Annotated in this window: 27 protein-coding genes; 13 read left to right on the top strand and 14 right to left on the bottom strand. The window is 63.7% G+C overall.

Annotation, left to right across the window (positions count from 1 at the left end; all coding sequences use genetic code 11):
• On the top strand, window positions 1–513 hold a 513-nt coding region (locus tag EN869_RS34915; RefSeq protein WP_245514630.1), incomplete at its 5' end, for a tetratricopeptide repeat protein.
• A gap of 42 nt (window positions 514–555) precedes the next feature.
• Here EN869_RS34915 and EN869_RS00660 read toward each other — a convergent pair.
• Window positions 556–1,302 carry a hypothetical protein gene (locus EN869_RS00660; RefSeq protein WP_127229494.1) on the bottom strand — a complete coding sequence of 249 codons (747 nt, stop codon included), beginning with the start codon at window positions 1,300–1,302 and terminating at the stop codon, window positions 556–558.
• A gap of 128 nt (window positions 1,303–1,430) precedes the next feature.
• Here EN869_RS00660 and thrC point away from each other — a divergent pair, with 128 nt between their 5' ends.
• From thrC to EN869_RS00640, 4 genes are all read left to right on the top strand, one after another.
• Window positions 1,431–2,828, top strand: coding sequence for a threonine synthase (gene thrC, locus EN869_RS00655; RefSeq protein WP_127229495.1), 1,398 nt, complete (start codon window positions 1,431–1,433; stop codon window positions 2,826–2,828).
• A gap of 14 nt (window positions 2,829–2,842) precedes the next feature.
• On the top strand, window positions 2,843–4,135 hold the full coding sequence (locus EN869_RS00650; protein WP_127229496.1) for a pitrilysin family protein: 1,293 nt from the start codon (window positions 2,843–2,845) through the stop codon (window positions 4,133–4,135).
• A 118-nt stretch (window positions 4,136–4,253) separates the two neighbouring features.
• Window positions 4,254–4,850, top strand: coding sequence for a GNAT family protein (locus EN869_RS00645; protein ID WP_127229497.1), 597 nt, complete (start codon window positions 4,254–4,256; stop codon window positions 4,848–4,850).
• A gap of 2 nt (window positions 4,851–4,852) precedes the next feature.
• Window positions 4,853–7,741, top strand: a complete 2,889-nt coding sequence (locus tag EN869_RS00640) for an EAL domain-containing protein (protein ID WP_167498694.1) — start codon at window positions 4,853–4,855, stop codon at window positions 7,739–7,741.
• A gap of 58 nt (window positions 7,742–7,799) precedes the next feature.
• Here EN869_RS00640 and EN869_RS00635 read toward each other — a convergent pair whose 3' ends face one another.
• Window positions 7,800–8,408 carry a YqgE/AlgH family protein gene (locus tag EN869_RS00635; RefSeq protein WP_112095931.1) on the bottom strand — a complete coding sequence of 203 codons (609 nt, stop codon included), beginning with the start codon at window positions 8,406–8,408 and terminating at the stop codon, window positions 7,800–7,802.
• A gap of 126 nt (window positions 8,409–8,534) precedes the next feature.
• Between EN869_RS00635 and EN869_RS00630 the strand changes: the two genes are divergently transcribed.
• From EN869_RS00630 to EN869_RS00620, 3 genes are all read left to right on the top strand, one after another.
• Window positions 8,535–9,341, top strand: coding sequence for a protein-disulfide reductase DsbD domain-containing protein (locus tag EN869_RS00630; RefSeq protein ID WP_127229499.1), 807 nt, complete (start codon window positions 8,535–8,537; stop codon window positions 9,339–9,341).
• A gap of 87 nt (window positions 9,342–9,428) precedes the next feature.
• Entirely contained in the window at window positions 9,429–9,911 is a 483-nt protein-coding gene (locus EN869_RS00625; protein ID WP_127229500.1) for a peroxiredoxin, read from the top strand.
• 73 nt (window positions 9,912–9,984) lie between these two features.
• A complete protein-coding gene (locus EN869_RS00620) occupies window positions 9,985–10,461 on the top strand; it encodes a DUF2938 domain-containing protein (protein WP_127229501.1) in 477 nt (158 codons plus the stop codon).
• A gap of 193 nt (window positions 10,462–10,654) precedes the next feature.
• On the opposite strand, the gene rnhA is transcribed toward EN869_RS00620, so the two are convergent.
• The 12 genes from rnhA to coxB form a co-directional block, all read right to left on the bottom strand.
• Window positions 10,655–11,185, bottom strand: coding sequence for a ribonuclease HI (gene rnhA / locus EN869_RS00615; RefSeq protein ID WP_127229502.1), 531 nt, complete (start codon window positions 11,183–11,185; stop codon window positions 10,655–10,657).
• The gene (locus EN869_RS00610; RefSeq protein WP_127229503.1) at window positions 11,182–12,144 is read right to left on the bottom strand and encodes a homoserine kinase; all 963 of its coding nucleotides are present in this window, start codon (window positions 12,142–12,144) and stop codon (window positions 11,182–11,184) included. Before EN869_RS00610 ends, rnhA begins: the two co-directional genes overlap by 4 nt.
• Window positions 12,145–12,150: 6 nt before the next feature.
• On the bottom strand, window positions 12,151–13,155 hold the full coding sequence (gene ispH / locus EN869_RS00605; protein ID WP_127229504.1) for a 4-hydroxy-3-methylbut-2-enyl diphosphate reductase: 1,005 nt from the start codon (window positions 13,153–13,155) through the stop codon (window positions 12,151–12,153).
• Window positions 13,156–13,290: 135 nt separating this feature from the next.
• On the bottom strand, window positions 13,291–14,046 hold the full coding sequence (locus EN869_RS00600) for an SURF1 family protein (protein WP_127229505.1): 756 nt from the start codon (window positions 14,044–14,046) through the stop codon (window positions 13,291–13,293).
• Entirely contained in the window at window positions 14,043–14,429 is a 387-nt protein-coding gene (locus tag EN869_RS00595) for a DUF983 domain-containing protein (protein ID WP_127229506.1), read from the bottom strand. Before EN869_RS00595 ends, EN869_RS00600 begins: the two co-directional genes overlap by 4 nt.
• Window positions 14,430–14,442: 13 nt before the next feature.
• Complete coding sequence (locus tag EN869_RS00590; protein WP_245489570.1) at window positions 14,443–14,913, bottom strand: L,D-transpeptidase family protein; 471 nt, start codon at window positions 14,911–14,913, stop codon at window positions 14,443–14,445.
• 174 nt (window positions 14,914–15,087) lie between these two features.
• Window positions 15,088–15,969, bottom strand: coding sequence for a cytochrome c oxidase subunit 3 (locus EN869_RS00585; protein ID WP_127229508.1), 882 nt, complete (start codon window positions 15,967–15,969; stop codon window positions 15,088–15,090).
• A gap of 1 nt (window position 15,970) precedes the next feature.
• Window positions 15,971–16,600, bottom strand: a complete 630-nt coding sequence (locus EN869_RS00580; protein WP_127229509.1) for a cytochrome c oxidase assembly protein — start codon at window positions 16,598–16,600, stop codon at window positions 15,971–15,973.
• Window positions 16,600–16,791: a hypothetical protein gene (locus EN869_RS00575; RefSeq protein ID WP_127229510.1), complete on the bottom strand. Its 192-nt coding sequence runs from the start codon at window positions 16,789–16,791 to the stop codon at window positions 16,600–16,602. The genes EN869_RS00580 and EN869_RS00575 overlap by 1 nt, the downstream gene beginning before the upstream one ends.
• Window positions 16,788–17,732, bottom strand: a complete 945-nt coding sequence (locus tag EN869_RS00570) for a heme o synthase (RefSeq protein ID WP_127229511.1) — start codon at window positions 17,730–17,732, stop codon at window positions 16,788–16,790. Before EN869_RS00570 ends, EN869_RS00575 begins: the two co-directional genes overlap by 4 nt.
• Before the next feature lie 76 nt (window positions 17,733–17,808).
• Window positions 17,809–19,458: a cytochrome c oxidase subunit I gene (gene ctaD / locus EN869_RS00565; RefSeq protein WP_127229512.1), complete on the bottom strand. Its 1,650-nt coding sequence runs from the start codon at window positions 19,456–19,458 to the stop codon at window positions 17,809–17,811.
• 38 nt (window positions 19,459–19,496) lie between these two features.
• Complete coding sequence (coxB, locus tag EN869_RS00560; protein WP_127229513.1) at window positions 19,497–20,381, bottom strand: cytochrome c oxidase subunit II; 885 nt, start codon at window positions 20,379–20,381, stop codon at window positions 19,497–19,499.
• A 326-nt stretch (window positions 20,382–20,707) separates the two neighbouring features.
• On the opposite strand from coxB, the gene EN869_RS00555 reads away from it, so the two are divergent.
• The 5 genes from EN869_RS00555 (at window position 20,708) to EN869_RS00535 (ending at window position 24,016) form a co-directional block, all read left to right on the top strand.
• Window positions 20,708–21,247, top strand: coding sequence for an invasion associated locus B family protein (locus tag EN869_RS00555; protein WP_189341266.1), 540 nt, complete (start codon window positions 20,708–20,710; stop codon window positions 21,245–21,247).
• Window positions 21,248–21,319: 72 nt separating this feature from the next.
• Complete coding sequence (locus EN869_RS00550; RefSeq protein WP_127229515.1) at window positions 21,320–21,787, top strand: YbjN domain-containing protein; 468 nt, start codon at window positions 21,320–21,322, stop codon at window positions 21,785–21,787.
• A 95-nt stretch (window positions 21,788–21,882) separates the two neighbouring features.
• The gene (gene tldD / locus EN869_RS00545) at window positions 21,883–23,295 is read left to right on the top strand and encodes a metalloprotease TldD (protein ID WP_127229516.1); all 1,413 of its coding nucleotides are present in this window, start codon (window positions 21,883–21,885) and stop codon (window positions 23,293–23,295) included.
• Window positions 23,296–23,364: 69 nt separating this feature from the next.
• A complete protein-coding gene (locus tag EN869_RS00540; RefSeq protein ID WP_127229517.1) occupies window positions 23,365–23,640 on the top strand; it encodes an AbrB/MazE/SpoVT family DNA-binding domain-containing protein in 276 nt (91 codons plus the stop codon).
• Window positions 23,627–24,016, top strand: coding sequence for a type II toxin-antitoxin system VapC family toxin (locus EN869_RS00535; RefSeq protein WP_127229518.1), 390 nt, complete (start codon window positions 23,627–23,629; stop codon window positions 24,014–24,016). The genes EN869_RS00540 and EN869_RS00535 overlap by 14 nt, the downstream gene beginning before the upstream one ends.
• Window positions 24,017–24,070 lie beyond the last annotated feature (54 nt).

Here is a 24,070-nt window from a genome sequence, read left to right as displayed (position 1 = left end):
GCGCTGGCACTCACATGGGCCGGCTTTTCCATCGGAATGGATGCGCATGATCGCGCCTCTGCGTTCGCGGCGTTGGAAGCCGCGCTCGCCATCAGCCCGTCATCTGCCCTGACCTACATCCTTGGCAGCGTCATTCTCGGATGGAGCGGTGAAGCGGAGCGAGCGATAGAATGGAGCAAGCAGGGTTTGCGGCTGAGCCCGTTCGATTCGTGGGCCTGGGCCGCATTTGACGCGCAGGCGATGAGCCATTTGTTGCGCGGTCGCTACGAAGAGGCTTGTCGTGCTGCCTACAAGTCCGTCCAAGCCAATCCGGCACATAGCATCACCTATGTGCAATTGGCGGCCGCGCTGGCCAAGCTTGGCCGGTTGGACGAAGCGAAAGCAGCCGCCGCTCGCGTGATCGAGCTCCAGCCGCCCTTTCGCTACAGCCGCCAATTTGCCGGCGTGAATTGCGCGCCCGGGCTCGCGGAGGCTCTTGGCAGCGCGCTACGGGCAGCCGGATTGCCAGAGTAGCCAACTACCCAGGCTACGATCGGGCATTGATGAATGCAGACATTAGTTCGTCGTCGGTGCGCGCTTCTTCCGCTTGCCCTTCGCCTTGTCGGCGGCCGGCGCCGGCGTGTTCTCGTCATAGCCGGCATAGGCCTGGTAGTCGGTGGCGCTCGGCTCCGGCACCACGACATTGGCGTCCGTGAAGACGAATTGGGTTGCGGCAGTCGGATCGGTGACCTGCACCTGGTATTGATGAAGCTGCGAATAGAGCACGTCATTGCCATGCTGGACGGCGATGCGGATAGGCATCGTAACGGTGCCAGGCGCGAACAGCGGACCCGGCACGACTTTGCCGGCAACGGCGATCTTCATCGACAGCTGACCGTTGGCGTGAGTGCAGTCGCGCGTCACATCGGAGATCGAGGCCTGGTAGATGATCTTGGCCGGATCGTGATCGGGATCGACGGGCTGACCGCTCGGTCCGGTCTGCGCGGCCGCGGCGGCGGCCTGGGCTTCGGCATCGGCCGCGGCATTGCCCTTTTTCTTCTTGGGCTTCGCCGTCGAGCCCTTGGCGTAGGTGTTGAAGAAGGCGGTGCCGTCGCGCAGCGTCACCTTGGGGCAGTAGGCGCGCAACTGGCTGGCGAGTATCTTCGGATCCTGCGGCGGTATCGGAGCTGTCGGATCGGGTTTCTTGCCGATGCCGAGGTTCAATATGCCATTGTCGCTCGATTGGCAGCCGGCGGCGGCGAGCATAAAGCCGGTGAGCGCCAGACCCGCGACAAAACGACGGTTGACCGAATAAAACGCCATGAAACTGCACTTCCCTCTCACAAAGCCGGTGACGTATAGCAACCGCGCGGCAAAAATGCGACTGAGCCGGCTCGGAAAATTAACCAATTGCCGTGGATGACGCGACCGGCAGCAATGGGCCTTTTACGATGCAATATGTGAGTACCCGCGGGGATGCGCCCGCGCTTGGATTTTCCGATGCGGTGCTGGCGGGCCTTGCCCGCGACGGCGGGCTTTACGTGCCGCGAGAGTGGCCGCAATTCTCGGCCGCCGACATCCGCGCCATGCGCGGGCTTGCCTATCCCGACCTTGCCATCCGCGTCTTGACGCCCTTCCTCGGCGGCGAGATCGCGGCACCCGTCTTCGAAAAGCTGGTGCGCGAAGCCTACGCCACATTCCGGCATGAGGCGGTCTGCCCGCTGGTGCAAACCGGTAAAAATACCTTCATCCTCGAGCTGTTTCACGGCCCGACGCTGGCCTTCAAGGACGTGGCGATGCAGCTGCTGGCGCGGCTGATGGACCATGTGCTCGCCGAACGCGGCCAGCGCGCCACCATCGTTGGCGCCACCTCCGGCGATACGGGCGGCGCCGCGATCGACGCCTTCGCCGGCCGCGACCGCACCGACATCTTCATCCTTTTCCCGCACGGCAAGGTCTCGCCGGTGCAGCAGCGCCAGATGACGACGTCGAGCGCGGCGAACGTCCATGCGCTGTCGGTCGAAGGCAATTTCGACGACTGCCAGGGCCTGGTGAAGGACATGTTCAACGACCATGCTTTCCGCGACAGGGTGTCGCTGTCGGGCGTGAATTCGATCAACTGGGCCCGCATCATGGCCCAGATCGTCTATTATTTCTCGTCCGCGCTGTCGCTCGGCGCGCCGGACCGACCGGTGTCCTTCACGGTGCCGACCGGCAATTTCGGCGACATTTTCGCCGGTTACGCCGCCAAGCGCATGGGCCTGCCGATCGAGCGTCTGATCATCGCCACCAATGACAACGACATCCTGGCGCGCACATTGGCGAGCGGCGAATACCGCACCAAGGGCGTGTTGGCCACAACCTCGCCGTCCATGGACATCCAGGTGTCGTCGAACTTCGAACGCCTGCTGTTCGAGGCGGCCGGCCGCAATGCCGAGACGGTCAGGCGCTATATGAACGGGCTGAAACAGTCCGGCGCCTTCACCATCGAGGAAGGCGAGCTCAAGCGCATCCGCGCCGAGTTCGATGCCGGCCGCGCCAGCGTCGACGAGGTCGCTGCCACCATCCGCGCGACGCTGGAAGCGAGCGACTATCTGCTCGATCCGCACACGGCCGCCGCCGTTCATGTGGCCGCCGCTCGCGCAGGTGGCGCGGTGCCCATGGTGGTGCTCGGCACCGCGCATCCGGCCAAATTCCCGGCCGCGGTCGAGGCCGCGAGCGGGGTCAACCCCGCCCTTCCCGTCTGGCTAGGCGGCTTGATGACAGCCGACGAAAAATACACGATACTTCCCTCCGACTTGAAAATGGTGGAAGATTACGTGAACCGCCACTCGCGGGCGGCGCGTTAGGGAGTACTTGCCATATGGGTGTTGAGGTAAGCCGTCTGTCGAACGGCCTGACAGTCGCCACCGAAACCCTTCCAAGCATCGAATCGGTTGCCCTTGGTGCCTGGGTGAAGTCGGGTGCCCGCAATGAGCGCGACGAAGAGCATGGCATGGCCCATTTGCTCGAGCACATGGCGTTCAAGGGCACGAAGCGCCGCAGCGCCTTCGAGATCGCCTCGGAAATCGAGAATGTCGGCGGCGAGATCAACGCCGCCACCAGCGTCGAGACCACCTCCTACTATGCAAGAGTGTTGTCCGACGACGTGCCGCTGGCGGTCGATATCCTGGCCGACATCCTGCAGGAATCCGAATTCGATCCCGAGGAACTGGAGCGCGAGCAGCATGTGATCCTGCAGGAGATCGGCGCAGCGCACGACACGCCCGACGACATCGTCTTCGACCGCTTCACCGAAACCGCCTTCCGCCATCAGACCATCGGCCGCTCGATCCTGGGCACGCCGGAGACGGTCAAATCCTTCACGTCCAAACAGCTGCACGATTTCATCGAGCGGCAATACGACGCCGAGCGGATGGTCATCGTGGCCGCAGGCGACGTCAAGCACGACGCTTTCGTGCGCGAGGTGGAAAAGCAGCTCGGCGGCTTCCGTGCCAAGGCGGCGGGCAACATCCCGCAATATGCGCAATATGTCGGCGGCGACTTCCGCGAGGACCGCGACCTGATGGACGCGCAGATCGTGCTCGGCTTCGAAGGCCGCGCCTACCACGTGCGCGACTTCTACGCCTCGCAGGTGCTGTCGATGATCCTCGGCGGCGGCATGTCGTCGAGGCTGTTCCAGGAAGTGCGCGAGAAGCGCGGCCTGTGCTACTCGGTCTATGCCTTTCACTGGGGTTTTTCCGATACCGGCATTTTCGGCGTGCATGCCGCGACCGGACAGAGCGACATCGCCAAGCTGGTGCCGGTGATCATCGACGAATTGCAGAAGGCCGGCGAGAGCATCCAGCAGGAAGAACTCGACCGGGCGCGGGCGCAATATCGCGCCGGCCTCATCATGTCGGCCGAAAGCCCGGCCAGCCGCGCCTCGCAGATTGCCCGGCAACTGCTTTTGTTCGGCCGGCCGATCGCCAAGGAGGAATTGATGGAGCGGCTGTCGGCGCTGACCGTCGAGCGGCTAACCGACCTTTCCTCGCGCCTGTTCTCGACCAAGCCGACGCTTACCGCGGTCGGGCCCGTGGGCACGCTTGCGCCCTATGAGGCGATCCTCGAATCGCTTGCGGGTCCGCAGACGACGGCCCGCCGGCTCGCGGTCTGATCCTAAGCAGGTTCCGCAAAAGTGTCCCACGGTTTTGCGATCAGAACCTGCGAGAAATCAGGGAATCTAGGCAGATATTCGTGGGGCATCCCACGAATATCCGCCTAGAACCAGCGCCGTGTTCGCGCTCCCTTTCTTTCGCCGCGACCTGCCGGCACTGAAGGGCGAAAAGGTCACGCTGCGCGTACCCTTGACCAACGACTACCGCGAATGGTCGGCGGTGCGCGGCGAGAGCCGCGCCTTCCTGGAACCCTGGGAGCCACGCTGGCAGCCGGACGAGCTCGACCGCACCGCCTGGCGACTGCGCATCAGCCGCTACCGCGAGGATTACGCGCAAGGCACGGCCATCGCCTTCTTCATCTACGAGAAATCGAGCGGCAAGCTTGCCGGCGGCATCACGCTCGGCAACATCCGCCACGGCGTCGCGCAGAGCGGCCATATCGGCTACTGGATCGGCGAACGCTTCGGCAATCGGGGCCTGATGACCGAGGCGGTCAAGCTGGTGTCGCGCTTTGCCTTCGATACGCTGCGGTTGCACCGGATCGAAGCTGCCTGTATTCCCGAAAACGCCCGATCGATCCGCGTGCTTGAAAAAGCCGGATTCCGGCGCGAAGGACTGCTGCGATCATATCTCAGGATCAATGGCATCTGGCAGGATCACTACCTCTACGCCCGGATCGCGGACGATCCGCCGGGCGAAGGAACGAAGGGCTGATTGTGACGAATTTTTCGCGATTAGCGTCGCTGTTCGCCCTCATCATGACGGTTATCGTCACGCTTTTCGCGGCTATGCCGGCTTTTGCCGTCGAGCCGATCAAGATCGCGCGCGACGACAAGGCGCTCAACCTTTCGGAAGCCGTCCAGATCTACCGGAACCAGGGCGAGAACTTCCAGGTCTCGACCGCGCCGGGACCCGACGGCATCGTGCGGCGCATCGAAGTGGAGGCCAAGGACGCGCGCTCGAGCGGCGACTGGGCCGTGTTCGCGCTCGCCAACACCACCGACCAGCAGATCGACCGGCTGATCGTCGCGCCGCATTTCCGCCTGGTGAACTCCGGCATCTTCTGGCCCGATCTGGGCTCGACGCGCATCGCCGCGATCACGCCCAGCGAAGGCTTTGCGCTCGACCGCCAGACAAGCCCGGACGCCGACGTGTTCCGCGTGACGCTGAACCCCGGAACGGTAGTGACCTTCATCGCCGAGCTTGCCTCGCCCAAGCTGCCGCAGGTCTATCTGTGGGAGCCGGATTCCTACAAGGACTCGGTCAATTCCTACACGCTGTTCCGCGGCATCGTCATCGGCATTTCGGGGCTTCTGGCGCTGTTCCTGACGATCCTGTTCGTCGTCAAGGGAACCTCGATGTTCCCGGCGACCGCCGCACTTGCCTGGGCGGTGCTGGCCTATATCTGCGTCGATTTCGGCTTCCTCAACAAGATCATCGAGATATCGCCCGGCAATGAGCAGATATGGCGAGCCGGCACGGAGGTAGCGCTTGCGGCAACCTTCGTCGTGTTCCTGTTCGCCTATCTCAACCTCAATCGGTGGCACGGCCATTTCAGCTATGGCGCGCTGGTCTGGATCCTCGGACTGCTGTTGATCGCGGGCGTCGCCATCGTCGATCCGGCGGTCGCCGCCGGCATCGCACGCATCTCCTTTGCCGCCACCGCGCTCACCGGCCTTGGCCTCATCATCTTCCTCGGCATCCGAGGCTATGACCGGGCGATCATGCTGGTGCCGAGCTGGGTGATGGTGCTGCTCTGGCTATGCGGCTCGTGGATGGCGATCACAGGCATGCTCGATAACGACATCGCCCAGCCGGCGCTGGGCGGCGGCCTGATCCTGATCATCCTCCTGATCGGCTTCACGGTCATGCAGCACGCCTTTGCCGGCGGTGCTCTGCACCAGGGCCTGTTCTCCGATCTCGAACGGCAGGCGCTCGCCGTTGCCGGCTCGGGCGACATCGTCTGGGACTGGGACGTGCTGCGCGACCGCGTGGTCACCAAGCCGGACATCAGCCTGCAGCTCGGGCTGGCGCCCAACAGCCTTGGCGGTGCGGCCCGCAACTGGCTGCCGGTGCTGCATGCCGACGACCGCGACACCTTCCGCACCACGCTCGACGTGGTGCTGGAGCACCGGCGCGGCAAGGTCTCGCAGAATTTCCGCCTGCGCGGCGCCGACGGCCACTATCACTGGTTCTCGCTGCGTGCCCGCCCGGTGATCGGCTCCGACGGCGAGGTGATCCGCTGCGTCGGCACCATGGTCGACGTCACCGAGCAGAAGAAATCCGAGGAAAGGCTGCTGCACGACGCCGTGCACGATAACCTCACCGGCCTGCCGAACCGCGAATTGTTCATGAACCGGCTGGAAGCGATCATTTCGATCGCCCGCACCGAGGACAAGGTGCGCCCGACGGTCTTCATCATCGACATCGACCGCTTCAAGCAGGTCAATGACGGGCTCGGCATCTCCGCCGGCGACACCATTCTGCTCACCGTCGCGCGCCGGCTGCACCGGCTGCTGAAGCCGAAGGATTCGCTGTCGCGCTTTGCCGGCGACCAGTTCGCGCTGATGCTGCTTTCGGAACAGGACCCAGCTCGCATCGCGGCAATCGCCGACGCCATCAAGCACGCGATCAACAATCCGATCACCTTCGCCAAGCGCGAGATCGTGCTCACCGCCTCGATCGGCCTGATCACCTGGACGACGGCGCAGACCTCGGCCGAGGACATGGTCAAGGACGCCGAGCTTGCCATGCACCAGGCCAAGCGCTTCGGCGGCGACAGGATCGAGCCGTTCCGGCCGGCCTTCCGCACAGTCGGCACCGACCGGCTGCAATTCGAATCCGACCTTCGCCGCGCCATCGAGCGGCGCGAGTTCACGCTTGCCTACCAGCCGATCGTGCGGCTGGAGGACGGCAGCGTCGCCGGTTTCGAGGCGCTGCTGCGCTGGGACCATCCACGCCGCGGCATGATCCCGCCGGGGGACTTCATCCCGGTGGCCGAGAATTGCGGGCTGATCGTGCAGCTCGGCCTGTTCGCCATGCAGCAGGCGGCCGAGGACCTGGCGGGCTGGCAGAAGCAGATCGGCGACGCGCCGCTGTCGATCTCGGTAAATCTGTCCAGCCGCCAGCTCATCCGCCGCGACCTGGTCAGCGACGTGCGCTCCGTCATCGCGCGCGCCAATCTGAAGCCGCGCTGCTTCCGGCTCGAGCTCACCGAATCCCTGGTGATGGACAATCCCGAGCAGACCGCGCATGTGCTGACCAAGCTGAAGCAGCTCGGCATCGGGCTGTCGCTCGACGATTTCGGCACCGGCTATTCTTCGCTCTCCTATCTGACGCGCTTCCCCTTCGACACCATCAAGATCGACAAGAGTTTTGTCGACGACGCGACGCCGAAGCGGGCCGTGCTGCTCAAATCCATGGTCAACATGGCGCATGAGCTGGGACTTTCGGTGGTCGCCGAAGGCATCTCGGACGAGAGCGACGCGCTGGAGCTGCGCCAGATGGGCTGCGAATATGTGCAGAGCTTCATGTTCGGCGCGCCGATGCCCGGCGACCAGGTGCTGAAGACGTTGAAGGAACAGTATCCGCTGACGCAGGCCTAGAGGCCCATCGCTTCGTCATCAACTCTGAAGTATCGGGGCGTTGCGCTAGTCGCGAGCGTCAAGCATGCCCCGCGGCGGCGCTCAGATGGGCGAGGTCGATGCCGATCGAAGCCAGGATACGGTCGTATTTGCGCTCGATGTCGGTGTCGAAGAGCAGCTCGGGCGTCGCCGGACAGGTGAGCCAGCCATTCTCGGCAATCTCGGTTTCGAGCTGGCCGGCGCCCCAGCCGGAATAGCCGAGCGCCATCAGCGCATGGCGCGGGCCGCGGCCGGTGGAGATGGCGCGCAGGATGTCGACCGTCGCGGTCAGGCAGATGTCGTCGGAGACGTTGAGCGAGGATTCGACGCGATAGTCGCCGGAATGCAGCACGAAGCCACGGCTGCGGTCGACAGGCCCCCCATTGCGCACGACGAAATCGCGCGTATGCGCCGGCAGGCGGATCGCTTCCTGCTCGTTCATGATGCCGAGTTGCACGAGCAGGTCCGGAAACAGCATCTGCTGCGTCTGGTTGATGATGAGGCCCATCGCCCCCTCGTCGCTGTGGGCGCAGATATAGATGACGGAGCGCGCGAAACGGTCGTCCTTCATGCCAGGCATGGCAATCAGGAACTGGTCGTCGAGGAAGCCGCGTCCGGCGGCCGCCTTCTTGTGGCGCAGCAAATCCATGGAGTGAGCGTAACGCGTTTCGGCAGCGCCGAAAAGATGGTGGCGGTCCCCGATGTCACGCAAATATGATACCGGGAGGCTGACGAAGTCATTGCGCGGCCAAGAACGGACGATCAAATCACCGCCATGCGATACATGAAGATACTAGTTCTCGGCGTCGTTTTCGGGTGGGCCAGCGGCCTCCCGGCCGAGGCCTCCTCCTCGATCTGGTACAATTCCGAAGGCGGCAAGGTGCGGCTGGTGACCACCGGCAAGCCCGATGAGGCCGGCAAGATCCGCGGCGTGCTCGACATCGCGTTGAAACCCGGGTGGAAGACCTATTGGCGCGATCCGGGCGATGCCGGCGTGCCGCCGCAGCTCGACATATCGGGCAGCACCAACATCGCCGACGCGCAATTGTCGTTCCCTCCGCCGCGGCGGCACGACGACGGCTACGGCAAATGGGCCGGCTATGATCGCCCGGTGTCCCTGCCGGTGACCTTCACGCTGTCTTCGCCCGGCCAGCCGGCGACCATCGACGCCAATATCTTCCTCGGTATCTGCGAGACGATCTGCATTCCGGTGCAGACCCGGCTCAGCGTCGATCCGGGCTCCGATCCCGACAACGCCACCGACGCGGCGCTGGTGAAGACGGCGCTCGCCACCCTGCCCTCTCCGGCCCGGTCCGATTTCGGCATCAGCGTGCTGCCCGGCGACCATGAGACCCTTGTCGTCCAGGCGCAGTCGCCCGGCAATCCGGAGTCGGTCGACCTCTTCATCGCCGGCGAGCGCGACTACATGTTCGGCGCGCCGGTGCGCAGCGAGAAGGACGGCAAGCTCGTCTTCACCGTGCCGATCCTCGACCGGCCGTCGGCGACGCCGACCGGCGGCGGGCTTTATTACACGCTGACCAGCGCCGAGGGTTCGGTGGACGGGCTGCTGCCTTTCCCTTGATCCAGCATTAGGCCAATGGTTGCGGGAAGCCGTCCGGTCCGATATCGAAGGCATCTATCCCTTCCCCATCTCCCAAGCGAGGAAATCATGACCATTTCGGTTGGCGAAAAACTGCCCGCCTCGAGCTTCAAGGTGATGACCGCGGACGGCGCAAAGCCGATCACCGGCGATGAGATCTTCGCCGGCAAGAAGGTGGTGCTGTTCGGCGTCCCCGGCGCCTTCACGCCGACCTGCAGCAACAACCACCTGCCGGGCTATCTGGAGAACCATGACGCGATCCTGGCGCGCGGCGTCGACACGATCGCGGTCGTTTCAGTCAACGACGTGCATGTCATGGGCGCCTGGGCGCGCTTCACCGGCGGCGAAGGCAAGATCCTCTATCTCGCCGACGGCAGCGGCGACTTCGCCAAGTCGGTCGGCCTCGACAATGATCTTTCCGCCAGCGGCATGGGTCTGCGCTCAAAACGCTTCTCGATGATCGTCGACGACGGCAAGGTCGTGGCGCTCAATGTCGAAACCAAGTCGGGCGTCGACGAGAGCAGCGCGGCAAAGATCCTCGAGCAGCTTTAGAGAGCATGATCTTGTCCGAAAACCGGTTCCCACTTTTTGCGTGCGCTGACCTCCGGTTCGGGATCATGCTTTGATGCTCGACACGCTCTGGCGCGCGGTGGCGATCGGCATCGGCGCCACGGTGTTCATGGATATCTGGGCGATCATCCTCAACAAGGCGATCGGCCAGCCATTGCCCAACTGGGGCATGGTCGGGCGCTGGGTGCGGCACCTGCCCGAAAAAGTGTTCCACGACGATATCGGCAAGGCCGCGCCCTATGCGCATGAAAAGGCGCTGGGCTGGGCTTTCCACTATCTGGTCGGCATCCTTTACGGCGTGATCCTGGTGGCGCTCGCGGGCGCAGGCTGGCTGGCGGCGCCGACTTTCCTGCCGGCCTTCATCCTCGGCATCGTCACCGTCGGCGCCGGCTGGTTCCTGCTGGCACCGGGCATGGGCGCCGGCTGGGCGGCATCCAAGCTGCCTAACCCGACGAAGGTGCGCGCGCTCAATCTCGTGGCGCACACGGTGTTCGCGCTCGGCATGTTCTCGACGGCGCTGCTGATCCGATGAGGCGGCAAAACGGGCTGCTCCCACTCACGAGCTAACAGGCGTTCGGCGCCGCTGCCGCCAACTTCCTCTTTTCGGAGGTCGCGAAAATCCAAAGGCTATGGTTTCCCGCTCGCCTTGCCTCATCCCAGAGCCGCTGCAGCCGGCGCGTCTTCTTGATCCAGTTCGCCCCTGCCTGGCAACGGTGCGCGCATCCTCAGTAGCTCTGTGTAGAGCGCCGGGGCGCGCGTTTGCCGGTTGGAGCGGCTTTCTGTGGGGCGGCCACAACCGGCGCAGGCCTCGCAAGCTTCGGCTTGAACGGCGCCATGCCTTCGCGCGCAAGCTCGTCGGCGCGCTCGTTCTCCGTGTGGCCGGCATGCCCCCTGACCCAGTTCCACGTGACCTTGTGGCGTCGGGTGGCCTCGTCGAGCGCCTGCCACAGCTCGCCATTCTTCACCGGCTTCTTGTCGGCGGTCCTCCAGCCGTTCTTCTTCCAACCATGGATCCATTTGGAAATGCCATCCATGACGTATTTGCTGTCGGTGTGGAGCTCGACTGCGCAAGGCTCCTTCAGCGCGTCCAGCGCCGAGATGGCGGCCAGCAGCTCCATGCGGTTGTTGGTCGTCTCGGCCTCGCCGCCCGACAATTCCTTAGTCTTGCCGTTGAAGCGCAGAATGGCGCCCCAGCCGCCAGGCCCGGGATTGCCCGAGCAAGCGCCGTCGGTGAAGATTTCAACCTGCTTGGTCATTTGAGCCCGTATTCGGATGGCGATCTGATCGCGCGATGGAATCGCATGCGGCGGATATATTCGGTCGGATCGCGCTTCATCACCAGCCCGCCATCGGGAATGGTCAGCCAGTCATAGAGGCGGGTCAGCATGAAGCGAAGCGCCGAGCCGCGCGCCAGGATCGGCAGCGCCGCTTTCTCATCGGCCGAGAGCGGCCGCACCGACTGGTAGCCGGCGAGCAGCGCCGCCCCCTTGGTCAGGTTGAAGGAGAAATCCTTCTCGAAACACCAGGCGTTGAGGCAGGTGGCGACATCGTAAGCATAGAGGTCGTCGCAGGCGAAATAGAAGTCGATCAGCCCAGACAGCTTCTCGCCGAGGAAGAAGACGTTATCGGGAAAGAGATCGGCATGGATGATGCCCTGCGGCAGCCCGGCCGGCCAGTTGCGCTCGAAATCGGCGAAGTCGGCATCGACCTCGGCCGCAAGGCCCTGCTCGACCTCGTCGGCGCGGTCGCGCGAGGCGTCCCACAGCTTGCGCCAGCCGTCGATCGCCAGCGCGTTGGGCCGCCTCATCTGAAAATCCCGGCCGGCAAGATGAAGACCGGCAAGCGCCTTGCCGACTTCCGCGCAATGCGCGGCGGTCGGGCGCCTGAGCGACAGGCCCTCGAGGAAGGTGATGATGACGGCAGGCCGGCCGGCAAGCGTGCCGATGACGGTGCCGTCATGCGCGGTAACCGGCAGCGGGCAGGAAATGCCCTTCCTGGCGAGATGACCCATCAGGTCGAGAAAGAACGGCAGGTCGGCCTTGTCGACCCGCTTCTCATAGAGCGTCAGGATGTAAGAGCCGGTCGAGGCGTGGATGAGGAAGTTGGAATTCTCGGTGCCTTCGGCGATGCCCTTGTAGGATAGCAGCTCGCCGACCGGATAGGCCTTCAGGAACGCGCTAAGTTCGTTCTCGTTGACGTCGGTGTAGACGGCCATCCGGTTTCACGCCGCTCCGTTGACGAAGGCCATGTCGGCCCCCGTCAGTTCGACATCGCGCAGCACCCGCATCACCGGAAAATCCTCCGTCTCCGTGGCCGTGATGGCCAGATCGATGGTGACGTCGAAACGCTGCCGGAACGCATCGATGATCTCATCGACGATGATCTCCGGCGCCGAGGCGCCGGCCGACAGGCCGAGCGTCGAAATCCCGGCGATCTCATCCCACGGAATTTCGGCGGCGCGCTGCACGAGAAGCGACATCGCGGCGCCGGCGCGCTCCGCCACTTCGACAAGACGACGCGAGTTGGACGAATTGGGCGCGCCGACGATGAGAAAAAGATCGGCGCCCGGGGCGGTCTCCTTCACCGCTTCCTGGCGGTTGGTGGTGGCGTAGCAGATCGATTCGGCGGCCGGCGCATGCAGCTGTGGGAACCGCTCCTCGAGCGCCCGGATGATGCCGGCGGTGTCCTCCACCGACAGCGTCGTCTGGGTGACGAAACCGAGCGCCGAAGCGTCGACCGGCTCGAAGCGCGCGGCATCGGCTTCGGTCTCGATCAAGGTGACGGCGCCTTCCGACAATTGGCCCATCGTGCCGATCACCTCCGGGTGTCCGGCATGACCGATCAACAGCACATGGCGACCCAGCCGCTGATGGCGCATTGCCTGCTTGTGCACCTTGGAGACGAGCGGGCAGGTGGCGTCGAGGTAGAACAGATTGCGCGCCTGGGCGTCCGCCGGCACCGATTTCGGCACGCCATGCGCGGAAAAGACCACCGGCGACTGGCGATGCTCCGGTGGAATCTCCGACAGTTCCTCGATGAAGACGGCACCCAGGCTCTGCAGTCCCTCGACGACGTAGCGATTGTGCACGATCTCGTGGCGGACATAGACCGGCGCGCCGTATTTCTTCAGCGCCAGCACGACGATCTGGATGGCGCGGTCGACGCCGGCGCAGAAGCCGCGCGGCTGGCAGAGCCTGATCGTGAGCGGTGGCTTTTTCTCAATCATGAATGCAAGGCCGGTTCGGTCGGGACGATCTGTTTGTTTTGACGCAATTCCGTACGGAAACGCGCTCACGCTTTCCCTGGAATTGCTCAAGGCGAAATGAGGTGCGCACCCCTGCCCTGTCAAGAGCGGCCAACCTTACGCTTCCTTCGCCGGGCGGCGCAGTCTCAGGATCAGCACGGCGGCGAGCGCCGCTGCGAGCCCGTACCAGGTGACGGCATATTGCAGGTGATTGTTGGGCAGATCGATGATGGTGACGCCGCCGACCGGCAGGCCGCCGGGATTGGGCGTCTTGTCGGCATCGATGAAGAACGGCACCAGCGTCGCGCCGGCCGGCAGGCCAGCGGTCGCCGCCATGACGTCGCGGTCCTTCCAGAAGAAGATGTTCTTTGCGACGTCATTGTCGGGAAGCATCATCGAAGGCTTTCCGGGCAACGGATTGCGGGCGAGCCCGGTCACCGTCACCTTGCCGGCGACCTCGCCCTTCTGGCGCTTGGCCGGATCCTTGAGGTTGTAGGGAACGAAGCCGCGGTTGACGAGCACGAAGCGGCCATCGTCGAGTTGAAGCGGCGTATAGACGTTGAAGCCGCTGTCGCCTTCCCAGGTGGAAAAGAAATGCCGCTCGCCCTGATGCAGGAAGGTGCCGGTCACCGTCACCGGCGTGTAGTCGACGTCCCGCGAGTCGGCGAATTCTCTCTCGACGTCGGCCAGCGGCAGCGGAGCCGCGTGGGTTCGCTTGTCGATGGTCGCGAGCAGGCTTTCCTTCCAGTGCAGGCGCTGGACCTGCCAGGTGCCAAGCCCGATCAGGATGACGAACAGGACAAGGCCAAGGCCGATGAGAAACGCGGAGCGCGGCCGCGCACGGCCGGCAGCCAAACCGGTCGCCCCCGTCATTGGTTGGAATCCAGCCTGCCCTCGGAAGCCTTCTTCGAATATTGCAGGGTGATCAGCACGCCCTTGATCAGGCGCAGCGCCGTCAGGCAGAGCACGAGCGCCAGCGGTATCCACAACAGGAAGTGCAGCCAGAGCGGCGGGCTGAACGTCACCTCCATCCAGAGCGCGAGGCCGACGACAAGGAAGCCGATGATCAGGATGACGAACACCGCCGGGCCGTCGCCGGCATCGGCGAAGGAATAGTCGAGCCCGCAATTGTAGCAGCGCTTGCCGACGGTCAGGAAACCCGAAAACAGCTTGCCTTCCCCGCAGCGCGGGCAGCGGCCGTGCAGGCCGGCCGGGATGGGATCGATGGGTGGCCAGATCGCCTTGTCTTCGCTCATCGGTGATCTTCGCTCATTTCATGATCTCGATCGGTGTGCCGTCGGCCACCATCGTCCAGATTTCATCCATATCGGAGTTCGTAACCGCAATACAGCCGTCGGTCCAGTCGACCATTTGAAGCAGCCGGCCCAGCCAGCCAAAGCCGTTCGGCTGACCATGGATCATGATGAAGCCGCCAGGATCGACGCCGCGAGACCTGGCCGCGGCGGCGTCATCGGCGTTGGGATAGGAGATGTGGATCGACCTGTGCGCGACGCTGTTGGGATTGCGCCAGTCGAGCACGTAGCGCCCTTCCGGCGTTCGCTCATCGCCCTCCCGTTGCTTTTGGCCGAGGGGGGCGCCGCCCAGCGCGATGCCATAGCTGCGAAGAACCTTATCGCCGCTGATCAGTTGCAATTGCCGTTGCGATTTCTCGACCCGAACAAGGTCGACCTTTTGCTGCGGCAGCACATTGCGTTCGAGCAGCGGAGTCGTCGCAATCAGGCATGCGCCGATGGCCAAGTGAATTTTCGCCCACATCGCTTACCGATGGCCGGCCATTGCGCCGAAAAGAAGAAGGCGGCCGCGTTGCCGCGACCGCCCTCAAAAACTCCTGAAAAAATGCTGAAATCAAATTCCGGAAAAATCGCGACGCGCTTTTCCCGGAATTGCTTTTTATCAGTGGGCTTCGATGAGCGCGCCGTTCGAGGCCCAGACATAGATCGCGCTGAACAGGAACAGCCAGACCACGTCGACGAAGTGCCAGTACCAGGCAGCCGCCTCGAAGCCGAAATGCTGCTTCGGGGTGAAGTCGCCGCGCCAGGCGCGGATCAGGCAGACGAGCAGGAAGATGGTGCCGATGATGACGTGGAAGCCGTGGAAGCCGGTCGCCATGAAGAAGGTGGCGCCATAGATCGAGTCCTTGAACGCGAAGGGAGCGTGCATGTACTCGTAGGCCTGCACCATGGTGAACAGCATGCCGAGGCCGACTGTCAGCACCAGGCCGTTGATCAGGCCCTTGCGGTCGCCGTGCAGCAGCGCGTGGTGCGCCCAGGTCACCGTCGTGCCCGACAGGAGCAGGATGATGGTGTTGTAGAGCGGCAGGTGGAAGGGGTCGAGAACCTCGAGGCCCTTCGGCGGCCAGACGCCGCCGGTGAAAGCGGTGCGGGCATACTGGTTTGCGTCGCCGGGGAAAAGGCTGGCGTCGAAGAAGGCCCAGAACCAGGCGACGAAGAACATCACCTCGGAGGCGATGAACATGATCATGCCGTAGCGCAGGTGCAGCGACACGACGCGCGTGTGGTAGCCCTCATGCGCTTCCTTGATGGTGTCCGACCACCAGGCGAACATCGTGTAGAGCACGATGATCAGGCCGATGAAGAACAGCCACGGATTGGCGACGTTGTGGCCGAAGATCGGGAAGTTGCCGCCCTTCAGATACTGCATCAGGCAGACGCCGCCGATGGCGGTGATCAGCGCGCCGACCGAACCCAGGAACGGCCATGGGCTCGGGTTGACGAGATGGTAGTCGTGTTGTGGTTTTGCGTGCGCGTCTGCCATATCAACCCCCGAGGCTTGCTTCGGTATCGGAAACTTTGTTGGTGATGCTGCCGGCGGCCGGCGTGGACGAGGCGACCGGCTGTTTCTTTTCGACCGGGAACATCGTGTAGGACAGCGTGATAGTCTTCAAATCCTTGAGCTCCGGCACGTTGACGATGTCCGGATCGACGTAGAACACGACCGGCATGTCCAGCGTCTCGCCGGGCTTGAGCGTCGTGTCGGTGAAGCAGAAGCACTCCACCTTGTTAAAATAGGCGCCGGCCATTTCAGGCTGCACGTTGAACGACGCGCGCCCGGTGATGGGGCGATCGAACTTGTTGGTGGCGCTGTAATGCGCCTGGGTCGTCTCGCCGATCTTGATCGTCACCGAACGGGCGACCGGCTCGAACTCCCACGGAATGCCGTTGGTGTTGGCGTCGAAGCGGATGGTGATGTCGCGGTCGAGCACGCGGCCGGCATATTGCTTCTCGGCACGCTGCGTGGTGCCGCCATAGCCGGTGACCTGGCAGAACATCTTGTAGAGCGGCACCGCCGCATAGGCCATGCCGACCATGCCGGTGAAGAAGGCAAGACACACAACGGCGACGATGCCGTTGTTGACCTTGCGGGGCGTGCTCTTCTCGCCGCTCATCAGCCGCCTCCCAGCAGGCCGGTGCCGGTGATGCTGGCGCCATGGTGGCCGAAGCGCACGATGGTGACGACGTAGAAGATGATGACCAAAGCCGCCAGCGCGACGCCAATGGCCGCGGAGCGGTTGCGGCGCGCCTTCTGCTGGCGCTCGGTCAGGGTGACCAGGTCGAGCTTCTTGTCGGCCACGATCATGCGCCCCCCATCATAAGGGCGCGGCCGACCACGCAATCGACAAGGAAGGCGGCAAAGATGGCGAAGAGATAGAGCAGCGAATAGGCGAACAGCGCCTTGGCCGGCTTCATGGCGCGGTCATCGTCGCTCATGCCCAGCACCTTCCAGGCATACCAGACGAAGCCGACACCGAGGACCGCCGAGACCAAGCCATAGCCGGCCGTGCTGTAGCCGAGCGCCCAGGGCAGCACGCCGACCGGCGCCAAGATCAGCGCATAGGCAAAGATCTGCCGCCGGGTCGAAGCCTGGCCGGCGACATTCGGCATCATCGGGATGCCGGCGCGGGCATAGTCGTCGGACTTGAACAAAGCCAGCGCCCAGAAATGCGGCGGCGTCCACAGGAAGATGATCAGGAACAGGATCACGCTTTCGAGGCTGACCGATCCGGTCACAGCGGCCCAGCCGATCACCGGCGGGAAGGCGCCGGCCGCGCCGCCGATGACGATGTTCTGCGGCGTCCAGCGCTTCAGCCACATCGTGTAGATGACGGCATAGAAGAAGATGGTGAAGGCAAGCAGCGATGCCGACAGCCAGTTGACCAGGACGCCGAGCGTCATCACCGACAACACCGACAGGACCAGGCCGAAGGTCAACGCCTCGCTTGGCGTGACGCGGCCGGCCGGCACCGGACGGGATGCCGTCCTGCTCATCACGGCATCGATATCGGCGTCGTACCACATGTTGAGCGCGCCGGAGGCGCCGGCGCCTATGGCAATTGCCAGGATGGCGACCATCGCGATCAGCGGATTGATGGCGACGGGTGCCGCGACCAGGCCGACAAAGGCGGTGAAGACGACCAGCGACATGACGCGCGGCTTCAGCAGGGCGAAGTAATCGCCCGCTGTCGCTTCCGATATGCGAAAGCCCGCGTCCTTCATCAATCTGTCGTCGGCAAGGGCCATGCGTACGTAAAGTCCATCATTCCGTTGGCCAAGACCGCCGGACGAGCCGGCGGCCTCGCATGCGTCGGGGCGCTGCTTACTTGATCTTCGGCAGCTGTTCCCACTGGTGGAACGGCGGCGGCGAAGGCAGCTGCCATTCGAGCGTGGTGGCACCTTCGCCCCACGGATTGGCGCCCGCGACACGCTTCTTCTGGAAGGCCTCGAACACGCCATAGAGGAAGATCGCAACGCCGACGGCCGCGATGTAAGAGCCGTAGGACGAGACCATGTTCCAGCCTGCGAACGCATCCGGATAGTCGACGGTACGGCGCGGCATGCCGGCGAGGCCGAGGAAGTGCTGCGGGAAGAAGATCAGGTTGACGCCGACGAAGGTGACCCAGAAGTGGGTGTTTGCGATCACCGGCGAGTACATGTAGCCGGTCATCTTCGGGAACCAGTAGTACCAGCCCGCGAAGATGGCAAACACGGCGCCCAGCGACAACACGTAGTGGAAGTGGGCGATCACGAAGTAAGTGTCGTGCAGCGAGCGGTCGAGGCCGGCATTGGCCAGCTGAACGCCGGTGACGCCACCGATCGTGAACAGGAAGATGAAGCCCAGCGCCCACAGCATCGGCGGCTTGAAGGAGATCGAGCCGCCCCACATGGTGGCGATCCAGGAGAAGATCTTCACGCCGGTGGGCACCGCGATGACCATGGTGGCGAACACGAAGTAGCGCTGCGTGTCGAGCGACAGGCCGGTCGTGTACATGTGGTGCGCCCAGACGATGAAGCCGACGGCGCCGATCGCGACCATGGCGTAGGCCATGCCGAGATAACCGAAGACCGGCTTCTTCGAGAAGGTCGAGACGATGTGGCTGATGATGCCGAAGCCCGGCAGGATCAGGATGTACACTTCGGGATGACCGAAGAACCAGAACAGGTGCTGGAAGAGCAGCGGGTCACCACCCTGATCCGGCACGAAGAAGGCGGTGCCGAAATTGCGGTCGGTGAGCAGCATGGTGATGGCGCCCGCCAGAACCGGCAGCGAGAGCAGCAGCAGGAAGGCGGTGATCAGCACCGCCCAGGCAAACAGCGGCATCTTGTGCAGCGTCATGCCCGGAGCGCGCATGTTGAAGATGGTGGTGATGAAGTTGATGGCGCCGAGGATCGACGAGGCGCCGGCGATATGGATCGACAGGATCGCCAGGTCCATCGCCGGGCCAGGCTGGCCGGACGTCGAGAGCGGGGGATAGATCGTCCAGCCGCCGCCGACGCCGAAAGCACCCGGGGCGCTCGGCACGAACATAGAGGAGAGCAGCAGGATGAAGGCCGGCGGCAGCAGCCAGAAGGAGATGTTGTTCATGCGCGGAAAAGCCATGTCCGGCGCGCCGATCATGATCGGCACCATCCAGTTGGCGAAGCCACCGATCAAGGCGGGCATGACCATGAAGAAGATCATAATCAGGCCGTGCGCGGCGCCGAAGGCGTTGTACATGCTCTTGCCGCCGTCGATCGCGGCGTCGCCTTGCATGCCATAGACCATCTGCGCCAGACCGCTGAAGATCTGGATGCCCGGCTCCTGCAGTTCCATGCGGATGGCGACCGAGAGCGCCCCGCCGACGATGCCGGCGAAGATCGCGAAGATCAGGTAGAGCGTGCCGATGTCCTTGTGATTGGTCGAGTAGACCCAGCGGACCCAGCCATGCGGCCTGTGGTCGCCGTGATCGTGAGCTGCAGCCTCTGCCATGTTCCGCTCCGTTCCCTAAATCTTGCTAACCCGCAGCATCAGTTGCCAGCGGCCGCTACCTTGTTGGTACCATCGATCTCGGCCATCAGCGCCTTGTTGGCGGCGGGCACGTCGGTCTTGGCCGTCGCCAGCCAGGTCTTGAACTGCTCGTCGGAGACGACGCGCACGGCGATCGGCATGAAGGCATGGTCCTTGCCGCAGAGCTGCGAGCACTGGCCGTAATAGAGGCCTTCCTTCTCCGCCTTGAACCAGGTCTCGTTGGTGCGGCCGGGCACGGCGTCCATCTTGATGCCGAAGGACGGCACGGCGAAAGAGTGGATGACGTCGGTGGCGGTGATCAGCACGCGGGTCAAGGTGTTGACCGGCACGACCAGCTCGTTGTCGACGGCGAGCAGGCGCGGATAGAGGTTGCGGTCTTCCTTGCCGGCCTTGGCGCGGTCGGCATCCTGGAGAACCGCCGAATTGAAGGTGAAGGTCTTGTCGACCTGGTATTCGTAGTCCCAGTTCCACTGGTTGCCGGTCGCCTTGACGGTGAGCTTGGCTTCTTCCGGCGGCGTGTACTGCGCGGTGAGCAGCTGGAAGGAGGGAATGGCGATGAGCAGCAGCACGATCACCGGCCCGACCGTCCAGATCACTTCGATCAGCGTGTTGTGGCTGGTCCTGGACGGCACCGGATTGACGCTGGCGCGGAAGCGCATGATGCAGACCAGGAGAAGCACCAGCACGAGGATGGTGATCGGGACGATGAACCACATCGTGTAGTTCCCGAAGCGCTCGATCTGCCGCATCATGTCGGTCGCCGGGGCCTGGAAGGTCATCTCCCATGCCCGCGGCTGGTCGGCACGGGCCGCAGCGCTGGAGAAGAGCACGGCCGAAGCTGCCGTACCTGCCAAGAATTTAGCGCTTGCCAGGAATTTCCTCATCGCCCTCTCGTCTCCCACTTCCCGCGATCTGCTCGCACCAATAACGGAGGATGCCGGGATTGGGAATCCCGGTCTGTCCCTGGGTGGTTCAAACCATACTCTATTTCCCTCCGCAAGAAAGGAGCGGAGGAAACCGTGCGGCATTTTTGCGCGCAAGCCGAAGGCCTGTTCGGCGCCCGTCACGCGATCTGCGCAACGGTCGCAATTCGGGCGAATTTGCTTTGGAAAAGCGCGTAATTGCCGGTATCGGGGCGGGCCGGCGACGGTCTCGTCCTTTACTTGGCCCCGGCGCAGCTTAAAGTGCCGTGATTCGCAATGGAGCCGTCATGACTTCCTGGCTTTCGAGAACCCTGGCGAAGGTCTTCCTTGCCGTCGCCTTGCTCGGTGGCGGCGTAGCCGTTGGCGCCGCCGCCGCGCCTAACAATGCCACGCCGCCCAGCGGTACAGTCAAGTCGACGCATGGCGCGTGGTCGATCATCTGCGACACGCCGGCGGGCGCCACCTCCGAACAGTGCGTGATGATGCAGAACGTCGTCGCCGAGGATCGCCCTGAGATGGGCCTTTCGGTCGTGGTGCTGCGCACCGCCGACAACAAGGCAGAGATCCTGCGCGTGCTGGCGCCGCTCGGCGTGCTGCTGCCCAACGGCCTCGGCCTCAATGTCGACGGCAAGGATATCGGCCGCGCCTATTTCGTGCGATGCTTCCAGGACGGCTGCTATGCCGAGGTGATCCTCGAAAAGCCGCTGCTCGACACGCTGAAGAGCGGCACGTCGGCCACCTTCATCGTCTTCCAGACGCCGGAAGAAGGCATCGGCATCCCCGTCGACCTCAAGGGCTTTGCGGAAGGTTTCGCCGCCCTACCTTGATCTTCTTGCCCATGCGCCGCTGCCGCCGCTGAGGTCCGGCGGCGAACGGGCGGCTGGCGGCAAGGAGGTTCAATGCGCGCTCCGTTATCCATACCCTTTATCGGTCTGGCGTTGGCCGGCGCGGTTTCGGCTGCTTCGGCCGAGGATGTCGAAATGCTCCAGCAACCCGACCCGGCGGCAATCCTCGAAATCGCCAAGGGTTTCGGTTCGGCCAGGATGGATAGGGACGACAATGGCGATCCGATGATTGCCGGACGGATCGAGGGCGTCAAATACCTGATCTATTTCTATGGTTGCGAAGACCACGCGAACTGCAAGTCGCTGCAATTCTCGACCGGTTACACCGACCCGCTCTCCGCCGACCAGGCCAATGCCTGGAACGAGAAGTACCGCTGGGTGAAGGCCTATGCCGGCGACGGCTCGAATTTCAAGATGGATGTCAGCTTCGCCGGCGGCATCACCAGGGCCAATCTCGAGCAGCAGTTCGCGAACTGGGACGCGATGGCTGGCAACATCAAGGACTTCGTCAACGGGAAGTGAGCCGCAATCGCCGGCATGGTCCTGTTGGCGATTGTCTCGCGGCTGCTTCGCGCCTACATCCGTCGCAACGATTTGTCTCTATGAATGGACCTGCCATGAACAGCCTGATCGGCCAATTCGACATTTCCGACGATCGCGTCAAAGAGATCGTCGCCGAGACCATCAAGGGCGCCGACGACGGCGAGCTGTTCCTCGAATACAGCGAGAACGAAGCGCTGATGTTCGACAATGGCCGGCTGAAGACGGCCAATTTCAACACCGACCAGGGATTTGGCCTGCGCGCCGTGGCCGGCGAGGCCAGCGGCTACGCGCATTCGAGCGATCTTTCCGAAGCCTCGCTGCTGCGCGCCGCCGACGCGGTCTCGGCTGTCAAGGGCGGCTATTCCGGCCAGCTCGCCGGCGCGCCGGCCCGCACCAACCGCCACCTCTATGGCGACGAGAACCCGATCCCCTCGCCGTCCTTCGAGGCCAAGGCCAAGCTGTTGCAGGAGATCGACGGCTGGCTGCGGGCGAAGGATCCGCGCGTACGCCAGGTGACGGCCTCGCTCGCGGCCTCCTGGCAGCATGTCGAGATCGTGCGCGGCGACGGCCAGATCGTGCGCGATATCCGTCCGCTGGTCCGCATCAACGTGTCGGTCGTGGTCGGCAGCGGCGACCGGCAGGAAAGCGGCTCCTACGGCATGGGCGGTCGCAAGAGTTTTGGCGAGTTCGTCAGCGCGGAGAGTTGGAAGCATGCCGCCAGCGAGGCGCTGAGGCAGGCGCTGGTCAATCTCGAGGCGGTCCCCGCGCCTGCCGGAACGTTCGACATCGTGCTGTCCAGCGGCTGGCCGGGCGTGATGCTGCATGAAGCGGTCGGCCACGGGCTGGAGGGCGATTTCAACCGCAAGAAGACTTCCGCCTTCGCCGGGCTGATGGGCCAACAGGTGGCGGCCAAGGGCGTCACCGTGGTCGATGACGGCACCATCCCCGAGCGGCGCGGCTCGCTCACCGTCGACGACGAGGGAACGCCTTCGGCGCGCAACGTGCTGATCGAGGATGGCAAGCTGGTCGGCTATATGCAGGACCGACAGAATGCCCGGCTGATGGGCATGAAGGCGACCGGCAACGGAAGGCGCGAGGGCTATGCGCACCAGCCGATGCCGCGCATGACCAACACCTACATGACCGCCGGCGACATGGAGCCGGACGAGATCATCGCGTCGGTCAAGAACGGCATCTACGCCGTCTCCTTCGGCGGCGGCCAGGTCGACATCACCTCGGGCAAATTCGTGTTTGGCTGCACCGAGGCCTACATGATCGAAAACGGCAAGGTGACGCAGCCGATCAAGGGCGCGATGCTGATCGGCAATGGTCCGGACGCCATGCACCGCGTCAGCATGGTCGGCAACGACATGAAGCTCGACAACGGCATCGGCATGTGCGGCAAGGCGGGACAAGGCGTGCCGGTGGGCGTCGGCCAGCCGCATCTGAGGATGGACCAGATGACGGTGGGCGGCACCAGGGTTTGATATCTGAGCCGATAGACTTGAATTCGGTCTTGGCTTATCTTACCTTTGTCTTACACAGGTAAGGATGCCATGTCCGCATCTCAGAAGCCCACAACCACCGTCTCGACCAAGGGACAGGTAATTCTGCCCAGCGCCATCCGGAAACGGAGAGAATGGAGCGCAGGAACGAGGCTCGAAGTTCAGGAAACGCCGGAAGGCGTGCTTTTGAAGCTGGCGCCTACATTCACGGCGACGCAGCCGAAGGACGTGTTCGGCTCCCTGCCATCCCGAGGCGCGCCGAAGACCCTGGAAGAAATGGACGCGGGGGTGCTCGCCGAAGCACGGCGGCGCTATGCTCGCAATTGATACGAATGTTATCGTTCGCTACCTGACTAACGATCATCCCGAGCAGTCCGCCCGCGCCAAGCGGTTGATCGACGGCCAACCAGTCTTTGCGACCGTCACGGTGATTCTGGAAACCGAATGGGTACTGCGCAGCGCATACGGCCATGACAAGGCCGACGTCATCAGGGCGCTGCGGAACTTCGGCGGGCTTCCCACCGTGGAGATCGAAGACGCCCCCGTCGTCGCTTCCGCGCTTGATCTGGCCGATGCCGGGATTGATTTCGCGGATGCGCTGCATCTTGGCAAATCAGCTCATTGTAGCGGCTTTGCAACCTTTGACCGCAATTTTGTAAAGGCTGCAAAAGCGGCTGGATCTGAACGTGTGCGGGAGGCATGAGGCCTGGTCGATCGGGAATTGACCATGGCGGTGTGTTCGGCCAGGCCGATGTTC

This window comes from Mesorhizobium sp. M2D.F.Ca.ET.226.01.1.1, assembly GCF_004022705.2.
Classification (GTDB): domain Bacteria; phylum Pseudomonadota; class Alphaproteobacteria; order Rhizobiales; family Rhizobiaceae; genus Mesorhizobium.
Note: the sequence above shows the minus strand (reverse complement) of the source record. Positions and strands in the feature narration are given on the sequence as shown.